Origin of the sequence: Paraburkholderia sp. (assembly GCF_004298475.1) — a bacterium.
GTDB classification, from domain to species: Bacteria; Pseudomonadota; Gammaproteobacteria; order Burkholderiales; family Burkholderiaceae; genus Paraburkholderia; species Paraburkholderia denitrificans.
Genome location: NZ_SCRP01000022.1, coordinates 49466 through 73096, shown reverse-complemented (window position 1 = coordinate 73096; position 23631 = coordinate 49466). Strand labels below are relative to the sequence as shown.

Annotated in this window: 23 protein-coding genes and 1 riboswitch; of the genes, 18 read left to right on the top strand and 5 right to left on the bottom strand. The window is 61.9% G+C overall.

From position 1 onward, the window contains the following. The first annotated feature begins 259 nt into the window (after window positions 1-259). From EPN59_RS11535 to EPN59_RS11515, 5 genes are all read left to right on the top strand, one after another. Window positions 260-529 carry a hypothetical protein gene (locus EPN59_RS11535; RefSeq protein ID WP_293035843.1) on the top strand — a complete coding sequence of 90 codons (270 nt, stop codon included), beginning with the start codon at window positions 260-262 and terminating at the stop codon, window positions 527-529. A 78-nt stretch (window positions 530-607) separates the two neighbouring features. Further along, a complete protein-coding gene (locus EPN59_RS11530; RefSeq protein ID WP_293035845.1) occupies window positions 608-1645 on the top strand; it encodes a radical SAM protein in 1038 nt (345 codons plus the stop codon). Then, on the top strand, window positions 1642-2607 hold the full coding sequence (locus EPN59_RS11525; protein WP_293035847.1) for a hypothetical protein: 966 nt from the start codon (window positions 1642-1644) through the stop codon (window positions 2605-2607). The genes EPN59_RS11530 and EPN59_RS11525 overlap by 4 nt, the downstream gene beginning before the upstream one ends. A gap of 31 nt (window positions 2608-2638) precedes the next feature. Then, window positions 2639-3511, top strand: coding sequence for a hypothetical protein (locus EPN59_RS11520; RefSeq protein WP_293046072.1), 873 nt, complete (start codon window positions 2639-2641; stop codon window positions 3509-3511). Between the two features lie 31 nt (window positions 3512-3542). After that, window positions 3543-4415, top strand: coding sequence for a hypothetical protein (locus tag EPN59_RS11515; protein WP_293037868.1), 873 nt, complete (start codon window positions 3543-3545; stop codon window positions 4413-4415). A 59-nt stretch (window positions 4416-4474) separates the two neighbouring features. Here EPN59_RS11515 and EPN59_RS11510 read toward each other — a convergent pair whose 3' ends face one another. Beyond that, window positions 4475-5152: a FadR/GntR family transcriptional regulator gene (locus EPN59_RS11510; protein WP_363928558.1), complete on the bottom strand. Its 678-nt coding sequence runs from the start codon at window positions 5150-5152 to the stop codon at window positions 4475-4477. A 169-nt stretch (window positions 5153-5321) separates the two neighbouring features. Here EPN59_RS11510 and dgoD point away from each other — a divergent pair, with 169 nt between their 5' ends. Then, window positions 5322-6470, top strand: coding sequence for a galactonate dehydratase (gene dgoD, locus EPN59_RS11505; RefSeq protein WP_293037865.1), 1149 nt, complete (start codon window positions 5322-5324; stop codon window positions 6468-6470). A 269-nt stretch (window positions 6471-6739) separates the two neighbouring features. Continuing rightward, window positions 6740-7039 carry a hypothetical protein gene (locus EPN59_RS11500; RefSeq protein ID WP_293037862.1) on the top strand — a complete coding sequence of 100 codons (300 nt, stop codon included), beginning with the start codon at window positions 6740-6742 and terminating at the stop codon, window positions 7037-7039. A 48-nt stretch (window positions 7040-7087) separates the two neighbouring features. Here EPN59_RS11500 and EPN59_RS11495 read toward each other — a convergent pair whose 3' ends face one another. Then, entirely contained in the window at window positions 7088-8014 is a 927-nt protein-coding gene (locus tag EPN59_RS11495) for a CopD family protein (RefSeq protein WP_293037859.1), read from the bottom strand. A gap of 521 nt (window positions 8015-8535) precedes the next feature. On the opposite strand from EPN59_RS11495, the gene EPN59_RS11490 reads away from it, so the two are divergent. The 4 genes from EPN59_RS11490 (at window position 8536) to EPN59_RS11475 (ending at window position 13516) form a co-directional block, all read left to right on the top strand. After that, window positions 8536-9306: a c-type cytochrome gene (locus EPN59_RS11490; protein WP_293037856.1), complete on the top strand. Its 771-nt coding sequence runs from the start codon at window positions 8536-8538 to the stop codon at window positions 9304-9306. A 22-nt stretch (window positions 9307-9328) separates the two neighbouring features. Next, window positions 9329-10624, top strand: coding sequence for a cytochrome c (locus EPN59_RS11485; RefSeq protein WP_293037853.1), 1296 nt, complete (start codon window positions 9329-9331; stop codon window positions 10622-10624). 382 nt (window positions 10625-11006) lie between these two features. Then, window positions 11007-11627: a hemolysin III family protein gene (locus EPN59_RS11480; protein WP_293037850.1), complete on the top strand. Its 621-nt coding sequence runs from the start codon at window positions 11007-11009 to the stop codon at window positions 11625-11627. A 227-nt stretch (window positions 11628-11854) separates the two neighbouring features. Then, on the top strand, window positions 11855-13516 hold the full coding sequence (locus EPN59_RS11475) for a DEAD/DEAH box helicase (protein ID WP_293037847.1): 1662 nt from the start codon (window positions 11855-11857) through the stop codon (window positions 13514-13516). A gap of 118 nt (window positions 13517-13634) precedes the next feature. Here EPN59_RS11475 and EPN59_RS11470 read toward each other — a convergent pair whose 3' ends face one another. Next, the gene (locus EPN59_RS11470; protein WP_293037877.1) at window positions 13635-14438 is read right to left on the bottom strand and encodes a ferritin-like domain-containing protein; all 804 of its coding nucleotides are present in this window, start codon (window positions 14436-14438) and stop codon (window positions 13635-13637) included. A gap of 595 nt (window positions 14439-15033) precedes the next feature. Between EPN59_RS11470 and EPN59_RS11465 the strand changes: the two genes are divergently transcribed. Further along, window positions 15034-15231, top strand: a complete 198-nt coding sequence (locus tag EPN59_RS11465; RefSeq protein ID WP_293037845.1) for a hypothetical protein — start codon at window positions 15034-15036, stop codon at window positions 15229-15231. Between the two features lie 300 nt (window positions 15232-15531). On the opposite strand, the gene EPN59_RS11460 is transcribed toward EPN59_RS11465, so the two are convergent. Beyond that, window positions 15532-15909 (bottom strand): hypothetical protein, encoded by a 378-nt coding sequence (locus EPN59_RS11460; RefSeq protein ID WP_293037874.1) that lies wholly within the window; start codon window positions 15907-15909, stop codon window positions 15532-15534. A gap of 203 nt (window positions 15910-16112) precedes the next feature. On the opposite strand from EPN59_RS11460, the gene EPN59_RS11455 reads away from it, so the two are divergent. Beyond that, window positions 16113-16799 (top strand): HAD family hydrolase, encoded by a 687-nt coding sequence (locus EPN59_RS11455; protein ID WP_293037842.1) that lies wholly within the window; start codon window positions 16113-16115, stop codon window positions 16797-16799. Window positions 16800-16979: 180 nt separating this feature from the next. On the opposite strand, the gene ribB is transcribed toward EPN59_RS11455, so the two are convergent. Next, entirely contained in the window at window positions 16980-17711 is a 732-nt protein-coding gene (gene ribB / locus EPN59_RS11450) for a 3,4-dihydroxy-2-butanone-4-phosphate synthase (protein ID WP_293037839.1), read from the bottom strand. 174 nt (window positions 17712-17885) lie between these two features. After that, window positions 17886-18076: riboswitch (FMN riboswitch) on the bottom strand. Window positions 18077-18573: 497 nt separating this feature from the next. On the opposite strand from ribB, the gene miaB reads away from it, so the two are divergent. From miaB to EPN59_RS11425, 5 genes are all read left to right on the top strand, one after another. Next, on the top strand, window positions 18574-19947 hold the full coding sequence (gene miaB / locus EPN59_RS11445; protein WP_293037836.1) for a tRNA (N6-isopentenyl adenosine(37)-C2)-methylthiotransferase MiaB: 1374 nt from the start codon (window positions 18574-18576) through the stop codon (window positions 19945-19947). Window positions 19948-19980: 33 nt separating this feature from the next. Further along, window positions 19981-21105: a PhoH family protein gene (locus EPN59_RS11440; RefSeq protein WP_293037833.1), complete on the top strand. Its 1125-nt coding sequence runs from the start codon at window positions 19981-19983 to the stop codon at window positions 21103-21105. 25 nt (window positions 21106-21130) lie between these two features. After that, window positions 21131-21607: an rRNA maturation RNase YbeY gene (gene ybeY, locus EPN59_RS11435; protein WP_293037830.1), complete on the top strand. Its 477-nt coding sequence runs from the start codon at window positions 21131-21133 to the stop codon at window positions 21605-21607. 26 nt (window positions 21608-21633) lie between these two features. Then, window positions 21634-22380: a gamma-glutamylcyclotransferase gene (locus tag EPN59_RS11430; protein WP_293037827.1), complete on the top strand. Its 747-nt coding sequence runs from the start codon at window positions 21634-21636 to the stop codon at window positions 22378-22380. A gap of 198 nt (window positions 22381-22578) precedes the next feature. Then, the gene (locus tag EPN59_RS11425) at window positions 22579-23472 is read left to right on the top strand and encodes a transporter associated domain-containing protein (protein WP_293037824.1); all 894 of its coding nucleotides are present in this window, start codon (window positions 22579-22581) and stop codon (window positions 23470-23472) included. Window positions 23473-23631 lie beyond the last annotated feature (159 nt).

The window sequence follows — 23631 nt, the reverse complement described above, 5'->3', positions numbered from 1 at the left end:
ACCTCAATTCGATACATCCGTTTTTCAACGGAAATGGCCGCATCACAAGAAAATTCCTGTTCGATTACACGCAGGAAATTGGCGACCCAATTGACATTGGAGATTTGACCAGATCAGAAAATTATTACGTGTTTTTCCACGCCAGAGCCGGAAACATCAGCCCGCTAAAAGATGTTTTGATGAAGAGATTTGCAATTTCGCGATCTCGGCCGACGCGAAATCAAATTTGAAACGGCCGATTTTTCTACAGGAAACTCAAGTGAAAAAGAAATTAGATATTAACGCGATCAATTTCGACTGCCACGGCCGGATGATCGTCATCGATGATCCGCTACTTCTTGAGCTTGTGTCAGGTGCATCATTGAACCCTTACACGGGTGAGGACGAGGATGAGAAGGCGCGGGATCCGGGTGGATGGAATAGTGGAATGGGTTATGGAAATGCTGGTAATGGATTCAATGATGGATTGAGTGGTGGATTGGATAGGTTTTGGGATCTGATTCCTGCCAACGGAACTTGCACAAGATAATCTGTGGCGCCGTCGGTTAATCATTCTAAATTTCCCGGAAGACTCGCGGCATTCGCAGCGAGTCTTCGCACAAAAAACATGATGGAAGAAAGATCATACCCCTCAAAATCGATACAAGCCGCACTTTCCAATCGAAACCTGGAATTAACAATTTTTCCGACTGAACAATGCAACTTCAGATGCACGTACTGCTACGAAGATTTTTCCACAGGAAAAATGACACCCGAAATAATTGCAGGTATAAAAGATCTGATAACAAACCGGGCTGCGGATATTGAAAATTTACGCTTGGGGTGGTTCGGAGGCGAGCCACTCCTTGCCCTCGACGTCATGCTCGAAATCTCTCACCACGCAAATGAAATCTGCGAGAAATTCGACGTTAATCTCCTCCCTGGCCAAGTCACCACGAATGGATTCAATCTGACGCTGCCCGTTGCACAGGAATTAATTCACCTCAAACAAAGCGAATTTCAAATTTCTCTCGATGGAACCGCTGCGAGCCACGACAGAACGCGAAAACTCATATCTGGCCGCGGAACCTTTGAGCGGATATTCGAAAATATTCTCGCACTTAAAAAAAGCGACTTGAGATTCAAGATTCTGCTCAGACTTCATCTATTGCCACACAATGTCGACTCAATCGAAAATCTCATTGAAACACTCTCTCCACTGATCGAATCAGACGATAGATTCTGCGTCCTGTTCAAACGCGTATCCAACTTCGGTGGGCCGAACGCCACCGAAATCGATACCTTGGAGCACCTGCATAGCGAGGAACTCATTACAAAATTTAAGCCGAGACTTAACCGGAATGGCAAGCTTAATCCGCGAGAACTCAAGCAACAGGGAAATTATATTTGTTACGCATCTAAACCAAACTCATTACTGATTCGATCTAACGGGTCAATTTCAAAATGCACCATCGCACTAAGCGATGATTTTAATATAGTCGGAAAACTTACATCGAATGGAAAAATTGGGTTTGATGCAACGAAGATGCGCTCATGGATGCGCGGATTTGAATCATTTAGCCCGGAGGTGCTCGAATGCCCTCTAAACAAATTCCCCGAGAAAGAACAAGCAATTAACTTTATACCGATTAAACCAGCGCAATGAGAAACCTCTCAGAAATTCACACCATATTAAAAATTTTATTTTTATCAGCCACCCTCTCAATAACCAGCTTCAATATCACGTTCGCAGCCGTAAAGAATGATTTTTCGACGGCGGAATCTGCCGAAAAATCGATCTTCGCCAATGCCCCAAGCATCGACTTTGAATGGGGCGCGAGCAAAATGGGAAGCCTCTACGTCAAGCATGGGGCGATGATGATAAGAGCCAGAGAGGAAATGTCAGGACGCGAGGTGAAATTCCAGCTAGACACCGGCACCCCCCGAAGCCCCCTTTATGAAAATGCCGTAATCGAACAACTTGGAGCGAAGTACACCAAAGCTGATGCAGTGGAATTTTGTCTCGCCTTTTCTGATTCTTACAAGAGATACATGCCGTTCTACTATATGAGATCTCTTGGCATGCGGGCTGACAAAAAAAATCCTTTACCAGCGCTTGGCACGCTCGGTCTCGATTTTTTCACGTCTCAGCCGGTCGCTATCGATTTCCCTGCGAAAAAGATATATTTTCTTCCCGAGAAAACAGTTGACGAAATCCGCTCAAACCCAAACCACTCCTGTCTGACATATCAGTCAGAATATAAAAATATACGCAACAAAATCTTCATCCCGTTCAAAATTGGCGCAGCAATTCAATACGCCATGTTCGATACCGGAAGCAGTGCAATGGAATTATATTTACCGTTGAGCGAATGGAAAAAATTTCAAATTACAAACCACCGTGGACAAAATTATGAAACGCTGATTGTTAATGCGTGGGAAAAGCCGATCACGCTGTGGAGACAACAGGCAAGCCCCCCTATCGAAATCGGAAGCGCCAAATTCAACGTTAGTCAGATTTACACGTCACCGGATAGTAAATTTCCCGCAATAATAGGCAACGCCCTCCTCCTCAACAAGATTGTCGTGATCGACACTGCAAGGCACCTCTTCGGTATCTTGCAGTGAGAACGCATACTCCAATTTCTCGCTCACAGCCATGAAAAGCAATCTTTCAGTACCAGAGCCAGCCCCAAATCCCCTATTCCGCGATGTCCCAAGTATCGATTTTGAATGGAAAGCACTTAAACGCGGCAGCGTCTACGTCGAGCATGGCGCACTGATGATAAGAGCCAGAGAGGAAATTTCAGGGCGTGAGGTAAAATTTCAGCTAGACACGGGTGCCCCCCGAAGCCCGCTTTATGAAAAGGCTGTAATCGAACAACTCGGAGAGAAGTACACCAAAGCCGATGCAGTCGAGTTTTGCCTCACCTTTTCTGATTCTTACAAGAGATGTATGCCGTTCTACTATATGAGATCTCTTGGCAAGCGGGCTGACGAAACAAATCCCTTACCAACGCTTGGCACGCTCGGCCTCGACTTTTTTAAGTCTCAGCAAGTTGCGGTCGATTTCCCTGCAAAAAAGATATATTTCCTCTCTGAGAAAATAATCGACGAAATCCGCTCAAATCCAAGCTCATCCTTTCTTGAATATCAGTCAGAATATAAAAATATACGCAACAAAATTTTTATTCCATTCAAAATTGGCGCAACGGTTCATCATGCCATATTCGACACCGGAAGCAGTGCGACGGAATTGTATTTGCCGCCTGACGAATGGAAGGAATTTCAAGTCAAAAACCACCTTGGCCAAAATCATGAAACGCTAATTGTCGAAGCGTGGGAAAAACCGCTCACGCTGTGGAGGCAAAAGGCGAGCTGCTCTATCGAAATCGCGAACGCCAAATACAACGTCAGTGAGATTTATACGTCGCCGGATAGTGGATTTCCTGCGGTAATAGGCAACGCCCTCTTCCTCAACAAGACTATCGTGATCGACACTGCAAGACATCTCTTTGGTGTCTTGCAGTGAGAACACATACTCCAATTTCTCGCTCACAGCCATGAAAAGCAATCTTTCAGTACCAGAGTCCGCCCCAAATCCCCTATTCTGCGATGCCCCAAGCATCGACTTCGAATGGAAAACACTTAAAAGTGGCGACCTCAACGTCGAGCATGGAGCAATGATGATAAGAGCAAGGGAGGAAAATTCAGGGCGCGAGGTAAAATTTCAGCTAGACACGGGCGCCCCCGTAAGCCCCCTTTATGAAATTGCCGTAGCCGAACAACTCGGAGAGAAGTACACCAAAGCTGATACAGTCGAATTCTGCCTCACCTTTTCTGATTCTTACAAGAGATGCATGCCGTTCTTCTATATGAGATCTCTTGGTAAGAGGGCTAACGAAACGAATCCTGAACCAACACTTGGCACGCTCGGCCTCGATTTTTTCAAGTCTCAGCCGGTTGCCATCGATTTCCCTGCAAGAAAGATATATTTCCTCTCCGAGAAAATAATCGACGACATCCGCTCAAATCAAGACTCCACCTTTACCACGTACCAATCCGACTCCCAAAACGCACGCGACAAAATTATCATCCCGTTCAAAATGGGCGCGACGGTCCAATACGCCATATTCGACACCGGAAGCAGCCCGATGGAATTGTATTTACCACCTGACGAATGGGAAAAATTGCAAGCCACACACTGCCGTGGCCAAAATCATGAAACGCTTATTGTCGAGGCGTGGGGAAAGCCGCTGACGCTGTGGAGGCAACCGGCAACCTGCTCAATCGAAATCGCGAACGCCAAATTTAACGTTAGTGAGATTTATACGTCGCCGGACAGCGGGTTTCCGGCGATGTTAGGCAACGCCCTCTTCTTCGACAAGATTGTCGTGATCGACACTGCAAGACACCTCTTTGGTGTCTTGCAATAAACACTTGGCAGAAAAAGAGGCGCAAAAAACAATCAACCGATCCAACCAACCGCCCCAAATCACCCCGCAATCCGCTCCCGCGTCGTGCGCAACAACTCCGCCATCGCCGATGTCGCGCGCGGCGCATCCCGATCTGCAATCGCATCGAACACAGCCGTATGTTCCGGCAGCGCCGCGTTGAACACGTCCGCGCGCGTCGCATTCACACGCAACTGCCCTTCGAGCGTGCGGGCAATCAGCGCCCCGAGCGGCACGAGCAGTTCATTGCGACACGCCGCGAGCATGGCGAGGTGAAATCGCAGATCAGCCCGAACCCACTCATCGACATTCCGCGCGCCCACCATCGCCTCATGCGCTTCACGCAACACAGCCAGCGCATCGGCATCGTGCGCGCTCGCAGCGAGCCCTGCCGCAAACGGCTCAACCATCTCGCGCATCTCCTGCAGCTTGAGCGCGAACGCAAGCGGCGGCGCAACGCCCGCGTACCAGTCGAGCACATCTACATCGAGCAGGTTCCAGGCTTCACGCGCACGCACGCGCGTGCCTACGCGCGGACGCGATTCCACCAGCCCCTTCGACGTGAGCGTGCGCAGCGCTTCGCGCAGCACCGTGCGGCTGACATCGAACATCTCCATGAGTTCGGCCTCGCGCGGCAGCACTTGAGCGGGCGCGTAGTCGCCACGCAGGATCGCGCTACCGAGTTCGAATGCCACCGTGCCGTGTAGATCGCGTTGAATCACCGTTCTCCTCGAATGTCGTTGCGGTCCAAATGCCCAGATAATGGGAGTCGAAGCCAAATAATACTATTAATAGCACTTAACAGCGGCTTTTGCAGTAGCATGAACGCCGAAGACGCGCATCCCCACGCGCGCCGCACCCGACACAGGCAATACCGGAGACACCGCCATGAAAATCACCAGGCTCGAAACGTTCGTCGTCCCGCCTCGCTGGCTCTTCCTGAAGATCGAAACCGATGAGGGCATCGTCGGCTGGGGCGAGCCGATCGTCGAAGGCCGCGCGCACACGGTCGAAGCCGCCGTCCACGAACTCGCCGATTATCTGGTCGGCAAGGATCCGCGCCACATCGAGGATCACTGGCAGGTCATGTATCGCGCGGGCTTCTATCGCGGCGGGCCGGTTTCGATGAGCGCGATTGCCGGCATCGATCAGGCGCTCTGGGATATCCTCGGCAAGTACCACGGCGTGCCCGTTCACGCGCTGCTGGGCGGCCAGGTGCGCGACCGGATCAAGGTCTATTCGTGGATCGGCGGCGACCGTCCGCACGACGTCGCGAACAACGCGCGCGCGGTGGTCGAGCGCGGCTTCAAGGCCGTGAAAATGAACGGTTCGGAAGAACTCCAGATCATCGATACCTTCGACAAGGTCGAAGGCGTGATCGCCAATGTCGCCGCGGTGCGCGAGGCGGTCGGGCCGCACGTGGGCATCGGCGTCGATTTCCATGGCCGCGTCCACAAGCCGATGGCCAAGGTGCTCGCGAAGGAACTCGATCCGTACAAGCTCATGTTCATCGAAGAGCCCGTGCTCTCGGAAAACGTCGAGGCGCTGCGCGACATCGTCAACCAGACCAGCACGCCGATCGCGCTCGGCGAGCGGCTCTATTCGCGCTGGGACTTCAAGCACATCCTCGCGGGCGGCTATGTGGACATCGTCCAGCCCGACGCTTCGCACGCGGGCGGCATCAGCGAATGCCGCAGGATCGCCGCCATGGCCGAAGCGTATGACGTGGCGCTCGCGCTGCATTGCCCGCTCGGTCCGATTGCGCTCGCCGCCTGCCTGCAGATCGACGCCGTCAGCTACAACGCCTTCATCCAGGAGCAGAGCCTCGGCATTCACTACAACAAGGGCAACGATCTGCTCGACTACATCCGCAATCCGGGCGTATTTGCGTACGAGGATGGATTCGTGTCGATACCGCAGGGCCCAGGTCTCGGCATCGACGTGAATGAGGAGCAAGTGCGCGAGATGGCGAAGGCCGGCCATCGCTGGCGCAATCCGGTGTGGCGTCACGCGGACGGCAGCGTCGCCGAGTGGTGACAGGCATCGACCGCGCGGGCTACGTCGAGCGACGCGGCCTGCACGACGCGTTTCAACGCCGAAACGTTTAAGGCCGGTTCGAAGCCGATTCGCCGCGTGACGCCATCGGGCGCACGCGGCGATTGTCTTCATGCGCACATAAAACCATCGCCGCCAGCCGCGCCGCTCGTGAGTTGCCGCGCACGCGGCACACAGGGGCCGCAACCGGCGCTGCGCTGGCGTAGTCCTTGCTGAATCCCCAAGACCCATTGCGCGTGACAGGGATTCACATGGACACTATGCTCCCGGACTATCTGATCCGCGAACAGGCCGCCGTCGGCGCGCTGGTCGTCTTCGGCATCATGCGCGTGATCGTTGCGGCAATCGCCCGCTCGCACGGCTGGCGCATCCTCGCCGTCGAACATGCGTTCATCGGCGTTGCGGTGCTGTGGTGCGCACCGCAACTGCTCGATCTGTTGCGAGATCCCTCGTCCGTGTCCGCGCTCGCCGAACTCGAAGGCAATGCCATCGGGTGCGCCATCGCCCTCTTCTTCTCGCCGATCCTCAGTCATCGGCTCGGCTACGAGTGAGGCCGCTGCATATGGCCTTCGGCCTTCGCGGCCTGCCGAATTCGCGTATCAGCCGTGCAACACATAGGCCGGCACGCTGCGCGCGAGCACGGCCGCCAGCACGAGCACGCCGATCATCACGATCGCTTCGAGGTGAAGCACATTCACGAAGCGCCGGGCAGCCGCCGTCGAAGCCGCGCGGCGCAGCTGCGCCATGGCGACGATCCGGTTATAGCCGCCCATCACGAGTGCGAGCGCCACAAGCCCCGCCTTGAACAGCAGCACGTGGCCCCACGAACTGCCGGTCAGCGCGGCGAGTGAGCCGCCGGAGCCGCGCACGGCATTGAACACGCCGGTCGCGAACATGAAGCCCACCGAGAACATCGCCACGTTCGACACCTGCGTCGACGTACGGATCAGGATGCCGCGCGCCGTCGACGCACCGAGCGCAGGCAGCACGGCAAATCCGCCCGCGAGGACGATGCCGCCCCACGCGCTCGAACTCAGGACGTGCAGCGCATGCATGCCGAGCGCAGCCGAGGCGAAGCCCGAATCGGCGGCATGGCCGAGCGCCGCTCGCCCGAGCGCGATGACAACGAGCGCGATCCAGAGCACGCCGTCGCGCACGCCGCCGGGCCTGAGGAATGCCGTCACGGCCAGCACGAGCGCGCCGCCGGCGGCGACGCCCCACGCTTGCCCGACGTGCGTCTGCGTGAGCACCGTCGACACGACGCCGAACGCGGCAGGCAACGGCTCGCCGCTCATCGACGCGCTTTCGTAGAGCAGCCACATCGCCAGCGCGATCACGAGCACGATGGCCCCCGCACGCAGCGAGCGTTGCGCGCGCAGCCATGCTGCATGAGCGGGCGAGACGGGGCGATGCCCTTCCCGTTCGAGCCATGCGCCGTAGAGCGCCGAGCCCACGGTGAATGCGTACGCAACGTTGATGAGGGCGGCCATCGCGACCTGCCCGATCCAGAGCCAGTCGGGTTTCATCGGGCCGTCGCCTCCCGCCGTTCACGCAACGAAAAGAGATACGCGGGGCAAGCGCGCCGCATCGAACAGCAAAGTGCAAGTGGAGTCATCGAGACCAGTGGCAAAGAAGCAACATGAAACATGGATACAGCGGTATCGAAGCAAACCTGAAGCAAACCCGGAGCAAACATCGAAGCAAACCCGATGCAAAAAACGGCGAGCCACGCGATGCGCCTCGTTCGAAAGGCATCCCCCGCATGGCTCCAGTGCGGATTCGGGCACGCAGTCGCCGAACAGACGCGCGCCACGGATCCGGCAACCGGTGCAGAATGATACCGGCTGATTCCGGCGATAGCGCTCCGGGTTGTTGCAATGGCGTTCGGGTAAGCCCTTGCACGGTCGTCGCGGTATGTGCGACAAATAGTCGCCGCAAGAACGCGATGATAGAATTTCGCGTCGCCGCAGCGCGCAAGGCCAGCAGATTTCAGCGCGCGCAGCCTGGAAGCCGGGTCGTTCGAAGCCCGGTCAGGTCCACGATAAAGATGGAGTTAAGCGTGTTCCCAAGACGCCTCTTCCGACCGCTCATTCCGCTCGCCGCGCCCCTGGGAGCATTGCTGGTATTCGGGGCGGCCGGTGTTTTCAACGCGGCGCACGCACAGGTGCCGCAACCAAAGGCCCCACAACCCAAGGCCCCGGACACGATCGAAGCGCGCGTGCGGGGCTGCGCCGCCTGCCACGGCAAACAAGGCCAGGGTTCCGACAACGATTACTTCCCGCGGCTCGCCGGCAAACCGGTCCAGTATCTGTACAACCAGTTGGAGAACTTTCGCGAGGGGCGCCGCAAGTACCCTCCGATGAACTACCTGGTCACCTATCTCTCCGACGACTACCTGCACGAGATCGCCACGCACTTCTCGCAGCAGCGTCCGCCCTATCCGCCGCCCGCCGCACCGGCGGTCTCCGCGAGCAAGCTGGCCCGCGGCAGCGAAATCGTCCTGCACGGCGACCCGGCGCGGCAGGTTCCGGCCTGCGCGGCATGTCACGGCGAGAAGCTGACCGGCATGGAACCGGCGATTCCGGGTCTCGTCGGCCTGCATTCGGACTACATCCGCGCGCAGATCGGCGCATGGCGCTCGGGTTCGCGGCGCGCCATCGCGCCGGACTGCATGCACGAGATCGCCACGCGTCTCTCCGACGAAGACGTGAATGCGGTCGCAGCCTGGCTCGCAACGCAGCCCGCTCCGCAAAATCCCGTGCCGGCGCCGGCGGGCTCGTTGAAGACACCGCTCGCTTGCGGCAGCGAGCCGCAATAAGGCGCCTGGGGGAGACAGCCATATGAAACGCAAGTCCCTGTTCGCTCTTTCCGCAGCCATCGCCGTTGTGCTCGCGGCGCTCGTGCCGGTGCTGTGGTCCGGCCTCGAAGCGCTGCACATCGGCGAGGCGCGCGCGGCCGCGCCCAACGACGAGGCCAACCTCATCAAGCGCGGCGAATACCTCGCCCGCGCCGGCGACTGCTTCGCCTGCCACACCGTGCGCGGCGGCAAGCTGTTCGCGGGCGGTCTGGCGATGGCGACGCCGTTCGGCACGCTCTACACGCCGAACATCACGCCCGACGATCAATACGGCATCGGCAAATGGAGCGCCGACGACTTCTATCGCGCGATGCACACCGGCCACTCGAAGGACGGCAGCCTGCTCTATCCGGCGTTCCCGTTCGCGAGCTACACGAAAGTCACGCGCGCCGACGTGGATGCGCTCTACGCATTCCTGCGCTCGGTGCCGCCCGCGCACGTGCCAAGCCGCCCGCACGAACTGCGCTTTCCGTTCAGCAACCGCAACCTGCTGATCGGCTGGCGCACGCTGTTCTTCCGCGAAGGCGAGTTCGCACCCGATCCGACCAAGTCGGTCGAGTGGAACCGCGGCGCGTATCTCGTCGACGGTCTCGGCCACTGCGCGATGTGCCACACCTCGATCAACGTGGTGGGCGGCCCGGTCAACTCGGCGGCGTTCGGCGGCGGGCTGATCCCGCTGCAGAACTGGTATGCGCCGTCGCTCACGTCGAGCGAAGGCGGACTCGGCGACTGGGACATCAAGGATATTGCGAGCCTGCTTCGGACCGGCGTGTCGCAGCGCGGCGTGGTGTTCGGCCCGATGGCGGACGTCGTCCACAACAGCCTGCAGTACCTCTCGGACGAAGACGTCCGCGCGATGGCGACGTACCTGAAGACCCTCCCGCAAAAGAGCGAGGCGCCCGAGACGACGCAGATGGAGACATCGGAAGCCTTCGGCGGCGAACTGCTGCAGCAAGGCGAGAAGATCTATCGCGACCAGTGCGCGAAGTGCCACGCGGACAACGGCCTCGGCATGCCGCCGAACTACCCGCCGCTCGCGAACAACCAGTCGATCCAGATGCATTCGGCCGTGAACCCGATCCGCATGGTGCTCAACGGCGGCTATCCGCCGAGCACGGACCGCAATGCGCGGCCCTATGGCATGCCGCCGTTCGCGCAGTCGCTGTCGAACCAGGAGGTCGCAGCCGTGGTCACGTTCATCCGCATGTCCTGGGGCAACACGGGCAGGCCGGTATCGCCGCAACAGGTGGCCGAGCTGCGCTCCGCGCCGCTCGACTGAGATTGGGGCCACAGCGCCGACGGCAAACCCCTATAAGTCGTTACTGATATAGTTGCGTAGTGGCATCTGCCTGACAGGGCGCAGCCTGCCGAACATCGCGGGTTGCGCCCTTCGCTATTTCGGGCCCGGATTGTGCGGCACACTTTTGTGCCTGGCTTTCGTGCCCTGGCACACGGCGGCATCGCGCCGTTCGTGGTGGCATGGAGGTAGCAGACGGGCGGCGCATGTCGCAGAAACGAAGGCATCCGGTCGCACAGCGCGCGGCGTGTGACCGGAAAAACGCCGGATAAACACCGGAAAAGCAGGAACGAAGCAGCAACCAGGCAGGAAGGAAGCGGAAAAAACCGAACAGCGCCGCGCAGCAGAAAAACAAGGAGTGGTTATGCACGCTGGTGAGCGTCTGAACAGCATTACTCACCTCGTGGGCGCAATGCTGTCGATAGTGGGCCTCGTGTCGCTCGTGACAATCGGCGCGCTCGATCACGATGCCTACAAGGTCGTGAGCTTCGCGGTCTACGGCGCGATGCTGTTCGTGCTGTACACGATTTCCACGCTTTATCACGGTGTGCGCGGGCCGCGTCTGAAGGCAATTCTTCAGAAGTGCGACCACTCGGCCATCTATCTGCTGATCGCGGGCAGCTATACTCCGTTCACGCTCGTCACGCTGCGTGGGCCGTGGGGCTGGTCGCTGTTCGGCGTGAGCTGGGGGCTGGCTGCCCTCGGCATCGCGCAGGAACTCACCATCGGCCGGCGCACGCGCGCGCTTTCGATGGTTCTGTATGTCGTGATGGGCTGGCTCGCGGTCGTCGCGGTCCACCCGTTGCTCGAAGCGTTGCCGCCAGGCGGCGCCGCGTGGCTACTGGCCGGCGGCATCATCTATAGCGCCGGCATTTATTTTTTCATCAATGACGAACGCATCCGGCACGGACACGGTATCTGGCACTTGTTCGTACTCGCAGGAAGCGTCTGTCAATTCGTCAGCGTCGCGCGCTACGTCGCGTAACGCGTCTTTTGCGAAGCCATCGCGCGGCCGCCGCAGTGTCCGCGGCCTTGCGATGCAACTTAACGCCAGCCGGCGCATCTAGATAGATCGCCGACAATGCGGCGCGCGCACTGGCGCGCCGTCCCGTAACGCGAGAAGGCCGGGATGCCGGGTCCGCCCTGTGTCCCGTGGCGCGCGCATGTGCGCTGCGCCTTGCCGCTCGCGCCACCGCAATAAAACGAGTGTCTATGTCTTTTGATTCTCTCGGCTTGTCCGAACCGCTAATCCGCGCCGTCAACGAACTAGGCTATACCACCCCCACGCCCATCCAGCTGCAAGCCATTCCCGCCGTGCTGAACGGCGGCGACCTGCTCGCGGGCGCCCAGACGGGCACCGGCAAGACCGCCGGTTTCACGCTGCCGATCCTCCAGCGCCTCACCGACATGCCGACCGCCGCGAGCAGCAAGCGCGTCGTGCGCGCGCTCATTCTCACGCCGACGCGCGAACTCGCCGCGCAGGTCGAAGAAAGCGTGCGGGCCTACGGCAAATACCTGAAGCTCAAATCGACGGTGATGTTCGGCGGCGTCGGCATCAACCCGCAGATCGACGCGCTCAGGCGCGGCGTGGATATCGTCGTCGCAACGCCGGGGCGTCTGCTCGATCACATGCAGCAAAAGACGATCGACCTCTCGCAGCTCGAAATCCTCGTGCTCGACGAAGCCGACCGCATGCTCGACATGGGCTTCATCCACGACATCAAGCGCGTGCTCGCGAAGCTGCCGCCCAAGCGCCAGAACCTGCTGTTCTCGGCCACCTTCGCCGACGAAATCAAGGCGCTCGCCGACAGCCTGCTCGATTCTCCCGCGCTGATCGAAGTCGCGCGCCGCAACACGACAGCCGAAACGGTCGCCCAGAAGATCCACCCCGTCGATCGCGACCGCAAGCGCGAACTGCTCACGCACCTGATCCGCCAGCACAACTGGTTCCAGGTGCTCGTCTTCACGCGCACGAAGCACGGCGCGAACCGGCTCGCCGAACAGCTCACGAAGGACGGCATCAGCGCGCTCGCGATTCACGGCAACAAGAGCCAGTCGGCGCGCACGCGCGCGCTGAGCGAGTTCAAGGACGCCACGCTGCAGGTGCTCGTCGCGACCGATATCGCCGCGCGCGGCATCGACATCGACCAGTTGCCGCACGTCGTCAACTTCGACCTGCCGAACGTGCCCGAGGATTACGTCCACCGCATCGGCCGCACGGGACGCGCAGGCGCGACGGGCGAAGCGGTGTCGCTCGTGTGCGTCGACGAACTGCAACTGCTCAAGGACATCGAGCGGCTCATCAAGCGTGCCGTGCCGCAAGAAGTCATCGCAGGCTTCGAGCCGGACCCGAACGCGAAGCCCGAGCCGATCCAGCGGCGCAGCCAGGGCGGCGGCGGCGCACGCGCGCCGCGTCAGGGGCAAGCGCAGGGACAAGCGCAGGGGCAAAGACAAGGACAGGCGCGTAGCGCCGCTCAGCGCGGGCAAGGCGGCAAGCCGGCACAGGCGCGTGGCGAATCGCGCTTCGAGTCGCGTAACGGCGGGAATGGTGGCAACGGCGGTGGAAACGGCAGCGCGAATGGTGGAAACCGCAACGGCGGCGGTAACGGCGGACGCGGACGCGGCGTGAATGGCGCAGGCAACGACGCGCAGCGCTCGGCAAAGCCTGCGGGCGGCGCACGCCCCGTGAAGGCACAAGGCCCGGGTGCTGGCGCTCAGCGCGCCGAGCACACGCGGCGAGAAGGCGCCCGCGATCACGATCGCTCGCGTGGCGCGGCACACGATAGCGCAACCGGCCGCGCACCGCGCAAACCGCAGACGAACCCCGGCGCGCTGCTGGGAGGCCGTCCTGGCAGCGGCCCGCGCGAACGCTAAGCAGGATGCGGCGGGCGAGACGGCATGAGCCATCTCGCCCGCCTTTGTCGATAGCGTTCAGAACGGCAGATCAAAGGCCGCTTCGCGCGTTGTGTCGGCGGACTGCACACGCAATGCATCAGCGAAAGAACACGTGCTGCGTGATCTTCGCGAGCGGATAGTGCACGCCGGGCTGAATCTTCGCCGGGATATCGAGCGGCTTGAGCAGCATCTTCACGCACATATCGGCGGAGAGATTGTGCCGCACAAGCCGGCTCACGCGCGCGGTCAGTTCGCGGTTGTAGGCCGGATCGCTCACGCGCTCCGGATAGCGGATCGCAAACACATGGCGCAGCGCGATCTCCGAATCCTCGTTCTTGATCTCCATGACGCGGCGCAGCAGTGCACCCAGCACCGCCAGCCGGCCGTGGCCCTCGATCTGGTTGTACTTCTTGAAGTAGTGGAAAAAGTGCTTGTAGTGGCGCACTTCGTCGGTGCGGATATGGCCGGCAATCTCCTTGAGAACGGGATCGTCGCAGCATTCGCCGATCGCCCGGTAGAGCGTGGCCGTACCCGTCTCGACCACGCAGCGCGCGACCATTTCGAGCGCGCGCGTCTTCTCGAACTCCTCGAACGAACAGGTCTTCGAATACTCGTCGAAGAAGTTGTGAAACGCGGTGTCCCAGTCGAAATCGGGCCACACGTACTGAATGTAGGTCTGTAGCGCGCAGCCGTGCTGAAGCTCCTCCGGCTCCCACTCGGTGGCGAGCCATTCGGAGACTTCCGGGTCGCCGTTGAAGAACACGCTCAGGTTGCTGGTGTACAGGTCGGAGCCGCTTTCGATGAACGAGGATGCGCACAGCAGCAACAGCAGATCTTCGTTCACAGCGGCGCGTTGGCGGTCGATACGCGTGAAATCGATGTCTTCGATTCGCCAGGGCATCGCGTGGCCTGGCTCAATGGCGTCGCGCATTGTCTTGTTCTCCCGAAGCCGAGCCCGTGCTCGCACAGAGCGAAGCTTTCGATTCAAGCCGGGTGCATAAGCGTGGTAGATATCATCCACCCTTGATCCATCTTAGCTGTTGTTTCGGCACATTGCAGTCCGCGAGCACGGATCGCTACTCGCCCCCGCCGTTCCGGAAACAGACGCCTTGAACGTGCCCCGCAGCCGCCCGCGCAGGGCGGTTGCATCAATGTGCGATTCGGTCCGCATTGTCGCACCGCATCAAAAACCTGAAGTGAAATCAAGGTTTTAGCTGAGCGCCGCACCCGCTGGTGGACCGCATCGATGTCAATCAGAAAATTTTCGGAATGTGATTTGTAGAACGCTGTCTCGTCGACTACACTCCAGTTCCCCGTCGCCGATCCAGGGCTGGACAGCGTTTGGCCTGTCCGGTCCATCAGCCGAAACCGGCAGTGCATTTCCTGAAGCGCGATCAGCACGGGTGCAGGCTTTCGCTCACACCACCGCATTTTGTCGCCGGGCCGCCCCGAGGGCCGCTTTCGCCGACCTCTGATGCGGCAACACGGAGAGAACGATGCTGAGTCCGCATGAATTCGCCACCCTGCTGCTTGTGAAGGACGCGCCGCACCAGATCGACATGGAGCGGGAAGAACTGGACGCCCTCCTCGAACGACAGCTCGTCCAGCTGGAGCGGCTGGCTTCCGGCCGACAGCAATGGCGACTCACTGAATCCGGCAACTCCGCGTTACGCGCCATCAAACGGTGTACTTAGGCGGGCGGGGCCCTGACGCCCCGTAAATCCGTCAACGCTTTCGACTTGGGCGGACACCGGGATTGTCCGCTGCAATGCCTTGTCGAGCGCATCCCCGATGCAGGCGCATCGCTGTAGCTGTACGCGCCTGCAGTGCATGGTCACGCGGACCCGCGCGCTTCATGCCCGCGTGACCACTTTTTCTTCCGCTCGTCCGTAGCCGTCCGCCGCGCGCTTGCACCGCGCTTGCACCGCGCTTGCACCGCGCTTGGTCCGCGTTTGGTCCGCGCCTGGTCCGCGTTTGCGCCGCGTCTACAGCGTTCAGCCCGCCCGCAAGGTCGGGTCGACCGACGCGCGCCACGACACGGCCAGCGCCCGCTGTTCGTTCAGGTAAGTCACCCACCGCTCGCGCGCCTGCGGATCGCCGCGCTTGCCGAGCGCCGCGTAGCGCTGCGCCAGCGCGGCCTGGAAGCCGCAGAACTGGTCCTGCGTGAGCTTGCCGCGACGATGCGCGACGAACGCGTCGAGCGTCGCGGAATAGACGGCCTGTGCGTCAGCGCCGAAATCGACCGGATGGCCGCCGCACATGCCCTGCAAGGCGGCAAACGACGGCGCCCGCCAGCCGCCTTCGACACCCGGCGGCGTGACCGCGCATCCCGCCAGCAGCGCCACCGCGCCGATCATCGCAAGTCCACGCATGTATTTCCCCGTCTTCATTTGAGCAACCGATCACTGACTGTCGATGCGGCTATTGTCGCATTGCGTCGAGCGCACCACCCATCGGCCATTCGGCCTGGCCGACCGGCCAACCCGCGCCGCACGGGACGCTGCCGCGAAAGCACGTATCATGGCGGCTTCTCCCTTTTCGCCCGCGCCTCGGCGCCCTGCTCTTCGTTTTACGCATGATCGACCATCTCATCTGCGACTGTGACGGCGTACTTGTCGACAGCGAAATCATCGCCGACCGCGTCCTGTTCGAAACACTCACGCAGACCTTTCCCGGCATCGATTTCCGCGCCGCCGTGAAATCGGCCTTCGGCCAGCAAACCTCGCGCTTTCTGGAGGACGTCGCCGCGCGCTTCGGTCTCACGATGCCCGAGGACTTCCTCGCCACCATCGACCACAACGTCGACACCACGCTCGCCGCATCGGTCAGCCCGATCAACGGCGTGCGCGATGCGCTGCGCCAGATCCCGCTGCCGGCCGCCGTCGTGTCGAACAGCCGCATGGCGCGCGTGAGCGCATCGGTGCGCCGCGCCGGGCTCGACGCGCTCTTCGGCCCGCGCGTGTTCAGCGCCGATCAGGTCGCCCGGCCCAAGCCTTATCCGGATGTCTATCTTTTCGCCGCCGAACAGCTCGGCGTGGAACCGGCGCGGTGCCTCGTCGTGGAAGACAGCGTGTCCGGCCTGAACGCCGCACGCGCGGCGGGGATGAAGACCATCGCGTTCGTCGGCGCAAGCCACATCCCGTCGGGCTATGCCGACGTGCTGCGCAAGATGGGCATCACCCGGATCATGGAACGGATGGATCAATTGCCCGCGCTCGTCCTGGCGGGCATGCGCGGCGAATTCGGCGACGTGCAGTCGTAAGCGTCGCGGGACGGCGGCACGGCGGCGCAGCAGCGCAGGACGTGCGCACGGCGCCACGCGTCATGCGTCATGCGTCACGCGCAGCAAGCCCGGCGGATTCCGGGCACCTTGCCGCTTATTTCATCGCCTGTCTTACCGCTTGCCTCGCCGGTTGCAGCGAACCGGCAAGCACTCCCCGCTTCAGGCGGGTTCGGCGCAGCGCTCGCGCAACGCGGCGAGCGACTCGCGAAACTCCACGAGTTCCGCAATCGACAGCATCGGCAAGCCGTGCAGCTTCGCGAAGCGCTCGACCTGTTCGCCGCGCGCCATCGTGCCATCCGGGTTCATCAGTTCGCACAGCACGCCCGCTGGCGCGAGCCCCGCGAGCGCGGCGAGATCGACCGTGCCTTCGGTATGGCCGCGGCGCGCCAGCACTCCGCCGGGCTGCGCGCGCAGCGGAAAGACGTGGCCCGGGCGCACGATGTCGGCGGGCACCGCATTCGGGGCAATAGCGGCGCGGATCGTCGTCACGCGGTCGACGGCCGATACGCCGGTGCTCACGCCATCGCGCGCCTCGATCGTGACCGTGAACGCCGTGCAGTTGCGGCTTTCGTTGTGCGAGACCATCGGCGGCAGTTCAAGCGCGCGCACTTTCTCGTCGGAGAGGCACAGACAGACAATGCCGCTGCATTCGCGGATGAAAAGCGCCATCGTCTCGGTGGTCAGACGTTCGGCGGCGACGATCAGGTCGGCCTCGTCCTCGCGGTCGTGATCGTCCTGCAGCACGACCGGATGGCCTTCGCGCATGGCCTGCAGCGCGGCGGCGATGCGCGGCGGCACCTGCGCCGCGTCGAGCAGTTCGAGATCGTGAATCGCGTCGAGCGGTTGCCCGGCAGCAGCGGAAGCTGAAAAAGCGGTGGGGGTAAAAGGCATGTGAAACGTCCTCGCAAAAGTTGGGCGAAAAACGTTTCAGGGCATTGCAAACAGACAGGACACCCTTCTATACGGACTCGGGACGCGCGCGAATTGCACCTCTGAATGCACACCCGCAAAGGCGTGTTCGCGCACGGCCGCAAAGCCGCAATGGCTGGGCGGGCATGACCATCTGCACATCTTCTTCCATCCGGACTCTGACCGTCGGCTCTGGCTTCGCACCAGATCTGCTGACCCTGCACGCCCGTGGCTCACGTCACGGGGCTGGAATGCTCGCGCAGGCGCTCGCGGGCTCGCTGACCTGGCCTTTCGGCACGGGCCGGCATACCGCCGGTGGGGAATTTCACCCCGCCCTGAAGACGCACTGATTGCCGGATCAACCGGCGGGCAAAGCATACATCAGCCGTCTGCGATATGCAGAGTAACCACGACGACAGTGCGGCACAGTTGCACATGCAACGAGGGCGGCCATGCAGGGTGGCGAAACGGCCGCGTGCGCCCCGTGTGTACCCTTTCCCGGGGCGCGAAGCCGGGGAACGCAAACGGCTATAATGTCGGATTACGCTGAAAGGCGGCCCGGTAGCGTCGAAAATCGCGCATAAAAGTGCACGAAAAGCACACGAAAGACGTACGAAAAGTGCGCAAAATGCCGCATCGGAACCCGACAATCCGTTGCCGAAAAGCAGGCGCGAAGACTGCCGGGACCGCAAGGACCGTGAGTACCGCAAGGCCCCTGGCAAGCGGCCGGAACGGCACCGCGAACGAACCCGCCGGCCTGTTCATCCCTCATTTTTTGACCGTAGTCCAGTGTTGCAGCAATGGACGATGCCCCCAGGTCAACCACTGCGAACGGCGAATCCAGATGACCAAGAAAGTTTATGTAAAGACCTTTGGCTGCCAGATGAACGAGTACGACTCCGACAAGATGGTCGACGTACTCGGCGCAAGCGAAGGCCTCGTGAAAACCGACACGCCCGAAGACGCGGACGTGATCCTCTTCAACACCTGCTCGGTGCGCGAAAAAGCGCAGGAGAAAGTCTTCTCCGACCTCGGCCGCGTGCGCGAGCTGAAGGAAGCGAAGCCGGGCTTGCTGATCGGCGTCGGCGGCTGCGTCGCGAGCCAGGAAGGCGCGGCGATCGTCGCGCGCGCGCCGTACGTGGACCTCGTGTTCGGTCCGCAGACGCTGCACCGCCTGCCGCAGATGATGGACGCGCGCCGCGTCTCGGGACGCCCGCAGGTCGACATCTCGTTCCCCGAGATCGAAAAGTTCGACCATCTGCCGCCCGCGCGCGTGGAAGGCCCGAGCGCCTTCGTCTCGATCATGGAAGGCTGCAGCAAGTACTGCAGCTACTGCGTCGTGCCGTACACGCGCGGCGACGAAGTCTCGCGTCCGCTCGACGACGTGCTCACCGAAATCGCCGGCCTCGCCGACCAGGGCGTGCGCGAAGTCACGCTGCTCGGCCAGAACGTGAACGCCTATCGCGGCGCGCTCACCGCGGGCTCGCACGACATCGCCGACTTCGCGACGCTGATCGAATACGTCGCCGACATTCCCGGTATCGAGCGCATCCGCTACACGACCTCGCATCCGAAGGAATTCACGCAGCGCCTGATCGACACCTACGCGAAGGTGCCGAAGCTCGTGAGCCACCTGCACCTGCCGGTGCAGCACGGCGCCGACCGCGTGCTGATGGCGATGAAGCGCGGCTACACCGTGCTCGAATACAAGTCGGTGATCCGCAAGCTGCGCGCGATCCGGCCGAACCTGTCGCTGTCCACCGACATCATCGTCGGCTTCCCGGGCGAAACCGACGACGACTTCGCGAAGACGATGGCGCTCGTCGTCGAGATGAGCTACGACACGAGCTTCTCGTTCATCTACAGCCCGCGTCCCGGCACGCCGGCCGCGAACCTGCAGGACGACACGCCGCGCGAAGTGAAGCTCAAGCGCCTGCAGCACCTGCAGGCGACGATCGAAGAGAACGTGCAGCGCATCAGCCAGTCGATGGTCGGCAAGATCGAGCGCATTCTCGTCGAAGGCCCCTCGCGCAAGGACCCGAACGAATTGTCGGGCCGCACCGAGAACAACCGCGTCGTCAACTTCCCGGCAGCGCCCGAAACGCACGCGCGCCTGATCGGCCAGATGATCGACGTGAAGATCGATCACGCGTATCCGCATTCGCTGCGCGGCCAACTCGTGCCCGCGCATGAAGACACGTCGGCGCTCCCGCACTGAGCCGGAGCCCCGAAACCGGAGTTCATCGATACCTTGAAGACCCAACAGCAGCATCTGGAATTCACCGCACCGCGCGACGACAATGCGCGGCTCGCGAATCTGTGCGGCCCGCTCGACGAAAATCTGCGGCAAATCGAACAGGCGCTCGACGTGACGCTGTCGCGCCGCGGCCATCGCATCACGATCCGCGGGCGCGGCGCGAAGCTCGCGCTCGCCGCACTCGAAAACTTCTACAACCGGGCGCGCGATCCGATCTCCGTCGACGATATCCAGCTCGCGCTCGTCGAGGCCCGCCATCCCGGCAATCCGGCGAACAATTCGCGTAATGATCGCAATGGCCGCAATGGCGGCGGCAGCGGCGGCAGCGGTGGCAATGGCGAAAACGGCGGCGAGCCGATCGACCCGCGTTTTCGCGGCGACCCCGATCATCCGTTCGACGAGCCCGTCGGCGACCACATCGACGCCGAAGAGCCCGGCCCGAAGCTCTACACGCGCCGCGCCGACCTGCGCGGCCGCACGCCCGCGCAGCGCGAATACCTCAAGCAGATCATTTCGCACGACGTCACGTTCGGCGTCGGCCCGGCGGGCACCGGCAAGACCTATCTCGCGGTCGCCTGCGCAGTCGACGCGCTCGAACGCGACCAGGTCAAGCGCATCGTGCTCACGCGTCCGGCTGTCGAAGCGGGCGAGCGGCTCGGCTTCCTGCCAGGCGATCTCGCACAGAAGGTCGATCCGTATCTGCGTCCGCTGTACGACGCGCTCTACGATCTGCTCGGTTTCGACAAGACGGCCAAGATGTTCGAGCGCCAGATGATCGAAATCGCGCCGCTCGCCTACATGCGCGGGCGCACCCTCAATCACGCGTTCATCATCCTCGACGAGGCGCAGAACACCACGCCCGAGCAGATGAAGATGTTCCTCACGCGCATCGGCTTCGGCTCGAAGGCGGTCGTGACCGGCGACACCACCCAGATCGACCTGCCACGCGGTCACAAGAGCGGCCTGATCGAAGCGCAGCAGGTGCTGGGCGATGTGCGCGGCATCGCGCTCACGCGCTTCACGAGTGCAGACGTCGTACGCCATCCGCTCGTCGCGCGTATCGTCGAGGCCTATGACGCCCACGCGAAGAAAGACGAAGGCAACGGCGACGCCCGCTGACCGTCAGGAACACAGTAAGCGCTTTATGGCCCCCACACCGAAACTCAAGCTGACCGTGCAGTTTCCCGCCGCGAAGGCGTTTGCCGAGCACAAGGCAGCGCTGCCGCGCGCGACCATCGCGACGTGGGTGAAGGCCGCGCTCTTCGCCGACGCGGAGCTGACCGTGCGCTTCGTCGACGCCGAGGAAGGCCGCACGCTCAACCGCACCTGGCGCGGCAAGGACTACGCGACCAACGTGCTCACGTTCGCCTACGCGGAAAGCGAGGAGGATCCGGTCACGGGCGACCTGATCCTGTGCTGCCCGGTGGTCGAGAAGGAAGCCGCCGAGCAGGGCAAGCCGCTCGCCGCCCACTACGCGCATCTGCTCGTGCACGGCGCGCTGCACGCGCAAGGGTACGACCACGAGGACGAGGCCGAAGCCGAAGAGATGGAAGGCATCGAAACGCAGATCCTCACCTCGCTCGGCTTTCCGGACCCGTACCGCCCGGGTTCGCACCGCTAAGGCCGCCGCTCGCCGACCCGCACGACATGAGCGCAAAAGCATCCGACAAAATCCCCGAACTGCCGGCCGATGATGGACAAAGCGCCGGCCCGGTTATCGGCCCGGTCAGCAACTCAGTCAGCCGCCCCGGCAGCAAATCAGGCAACACCGCGCGCACGCCCTGCCCCGGCTACCCGCCCTCTCTCGGCGAATCGCGCGTGCTCACCGACGCCGAACTGCGCGCGTCGCTCGACTGCGCGCTCAAGGACTGGGACCGCACGAGCGACCTGTGGCTCTTCGGCTATGGCTCGCTGATCTGGAACCCGGGGCTGCCGACTATCGAAAACGTCCGCGCGCGCGTGCATGGCTACCACCGCGGGCTCTATCTCTGGTCGCGCGTGAACCGCGGCACGCCCGAGCAGCCCGGTCTCGTGCTCGCGCTGGATCGCGGCGGCTCGTGCGTCGGCGTGGCCTTCCGGCTTGCCGCGCAAGGCGTCATGCCGCACCTCGAAGCGCTGTGGCGGCGCGAAATGGTGATGGGTTCGTATCGACCGGCGTGGCTGCCGTGCGCGCTCGCGAACGGGCAGCGCGTGGCGGCGCTCGCCTTCGTCATGCGCCGCGACGTGCCCACCTACACCGGCAAGCTCGCCGACGAAACCGTGCGCACCGTGCTCGGCTGCGCGTCGGGCCGCTACGGCACGACGCTCGACTACGTGTCGCGCACGACGCAGGCGCTGCGCGAAAGCGGCATGCCCGACCACGCGCTGGAGCATTTGCTCGCGCGCTGCGCTTGAGGGCAGGCGAATCCCGGAGCACGCGGCGGCGCTTCGCCGCACCGAGCGCCCGGGCATCATCTGCGTTACGATTGACTGACCGGCCTTACAGACACGGCGACACGGCAACACGACGACACGGACGCGCCACGGTCATGTTGTATCCTTAACCATTCCGCAACAACGCGCCCAGCCCGGACGGGTCGAAGGCGCACCACCATGAACGACTCCTATCCCAGTCGACGACATACCGACAAACCGCAGGAAAAGCGCTCCCTTCTCGAGCGGCTGACCGACTTCATCTCGCCCGAGCCCGACTCGCGCGCCGAGCTTCTGGAAATCCTCCAGGACGCACACGAACGCAACCTGATCGACGCCGATTCGCTTTCGATGATCGAAGGCGTGTTCCAGGTGTCCGAGCTGTGCGCGCGCGACATCATGGTGCCGCGCGCCCAGATGGACGCGATCAACATCGCCGAAACACCTGACGAATTCATCCCGTTCGTGCTCGACAGGGCGCACTCGCGCTATCCGGTCTACGACGGCAATCGCGACAACGTGATCGGCGTGCTGCTCGCGAAGGATTTGCTGCGCTACTACGCGCAAGAAGAATTCGACGTGCGCGGCATGCTGCGCCCGGCGGTGTTCATTCCGGAATCGAAGCGGCTCAATGTGCTGCTGCACGACTTTCGCGTGAACCACAACCACCTGGCGGTCGTCGTCGACGAGTACGGCGGCGTCGCGGGCCTCATCACGATCGAGGACGTGCTGGAGCAGATCGTCGGCGATATCGAGGACGAGTACGATTTCGACGAGGAAAGCGGCAATATCATCGCCGCGCCGGACGGCCGTTTTCGCGTGCGCGCGCTCACCGAGATCGCGCAGTTCAACGAAGCGTTCGGCACCGATTACTCCGACGAGGAAGTCGACACGATCGGCGGCTTCGTCACGCATCACTTCGGGCGCGTGCCGCATCGCGGCGAGAAAGCGCGCATCGGCAAGCTGATTTTCGAGGTGCAGCGCGCCGACGCGCGTCAGGTGCATATGCTGCTCGTGCGGCGCGATCCGCTGGCCGGTCAGCGCGAGAGCGAGTTGCAGCCGCAAGGGACCTGAGCCAGGCCGGGCCTGGCCCGGACCGGGAGCCGCCGCGCCGCGCGCACCGCAGCAACGCAGCCAAGGCCCGTGCGGCCTGGCCGCCCGGCTGGCGTCACGAAATCCGACGCACGAAAGTGCTATCGTTGCGCTCGCTGGCGGGCTCTCAGCGCCGCCGCA

Bases quoted from the DNA above. Each gene is read 5' to 3' on its own strand.
- EPN59_RS11465 (WP_293037845.1), top strand. From the start codon at position 15,034: ATGCTGAGTCCGCATGAATTCGCCACCCTGCTGCTTGTGAAGGACGCG.
- ybeY (WP_293037830.1), top strand. From the start codon at position 21,131: ATGGCCCCCACACCGAAACTCAAGCTGACCGTGCAGTTTCCCGCCGCG.
- EPN59_RS11495 (WP_293037859.1), bottom strand. From the start codon at position 8,014: ATGAAACCCGACTGGCTCTGGATCGGGCAGGTCGCGATGGCCGCCCTC.
- EPN59_RS11425 (WP_293037824.1), top strand. From the start codon at position 22,579: ATGAACGACTCCTATCCCAGTCGACGACATACCGACAAACCGCAGGAA.
- EPN59_RS11520 (WP_293046072.1), top strand. From the start codon at position 2,639: ATGAAAAGCAATCTTTCAGTACCAGAGCCAGCCCCAAATCCCCTATTC.
- EPN59_RS11460 (WP_293037874.1), bottom strand. From the start codon at position 15,909: ATGCGTGGACTTGCGATGATCGGCGCGGTGGCGCTGCTGGCGGGATGC.
- EPN59_RS11485 (WP_293037853.1), top strand. From the start codon at position 9,329: ATGAAACGCAAGTCCCTGTTCGCTCTTTCCGCAGCCATCGCCGTTGTG.
- dgoD (WP_293037865.1), top strand. From the start codon at position 5,322: ATGAAAATCACCAGGCTCGAAACGTTCGTCGTCCCGCCTCGCTGGCTC.
- EPN59_RS11525 (WP_293035847.1), top strand. From the start codon at position 1,642: ATGAGAAACCTCTCAGAAATTCACACCATATTAAAAATTTTATTTTTA.
- EPN59_RS11500 (WP_293037862.1), top strand. From the start codon at position 6,740: ATGGACACTATGCTCCCGGACTATCTGATCCGCGAACAGGCCGCCGTC.
- EPN59_RS11475 (WP_293037847.1), top strand. From the start codon at position 11,855: ATGTCTTTTGATTCTCTCGGCTTGTCCGAACCGCTAATCCGCGCCGTC.
- EPN59_RS11470 (WP_293037877.1), bottom strand. From the start codon at position 14,438: ATGCCCTGGCGAATCGAAGACATCGATTTCACGCGTATCGACCGCCAA.
- EPN59_RS11515 (WP_293037868.1), top strand. From the start codon at position 3,543: ATGAAAAGCAATCTTTCAGTACCAGAGTCCGCCCCAAATCCCCTATTC.
- EPN59_RS11455 (WP_293037842.1), top strand. From the start codon at position 16,113: ATGATCGACCATCTCATCTGCGACTGTGACGGCGTACTTGTCGACAGC.
- EPN59_RS11430 (WP_293037827.1), top strand. From the start codon at position 21,634: ATGAGCGCAAAAGCATCCGACAAAATCCCCGAACTGCCGGCCGATGAT.
- EPN59_RS11530 (WP_293035845.1), top strand. From the start codon at position 608: ATGATGGAAGAAAGATCATACCCCTCAAAATCGATACAAGCCGCACTT.
- miaB (WP_293037836.1), top strand. From the start codon at position 18,574: ATGACCAAGAAAGTTTATGTAAAGACCTTTGGCTGCCAGATGAACGAG.
- ribB (WP_293037839.1), bottom strand. From the start codon at position 17,711: ATGCCTTTTACCCCCACCGCTTTTTCAGCTTCCGCTGCTGCCGGGCAA.
- EPN59_RS11490 (WP_293037856.1), top strand. From the start codon at position 8,536: ATGGAGTTAAGCGTGTTCCCAAGACGCCTCTTCCGACCGCTCATTCCG.
- EPN59_RS11480 (WP_293037850.1), top strand. From the start codon at position 11,007: ATGCACGCTGGTGAGCGTCTGAACAGCATTACTCACCTCGTGGGCGCA.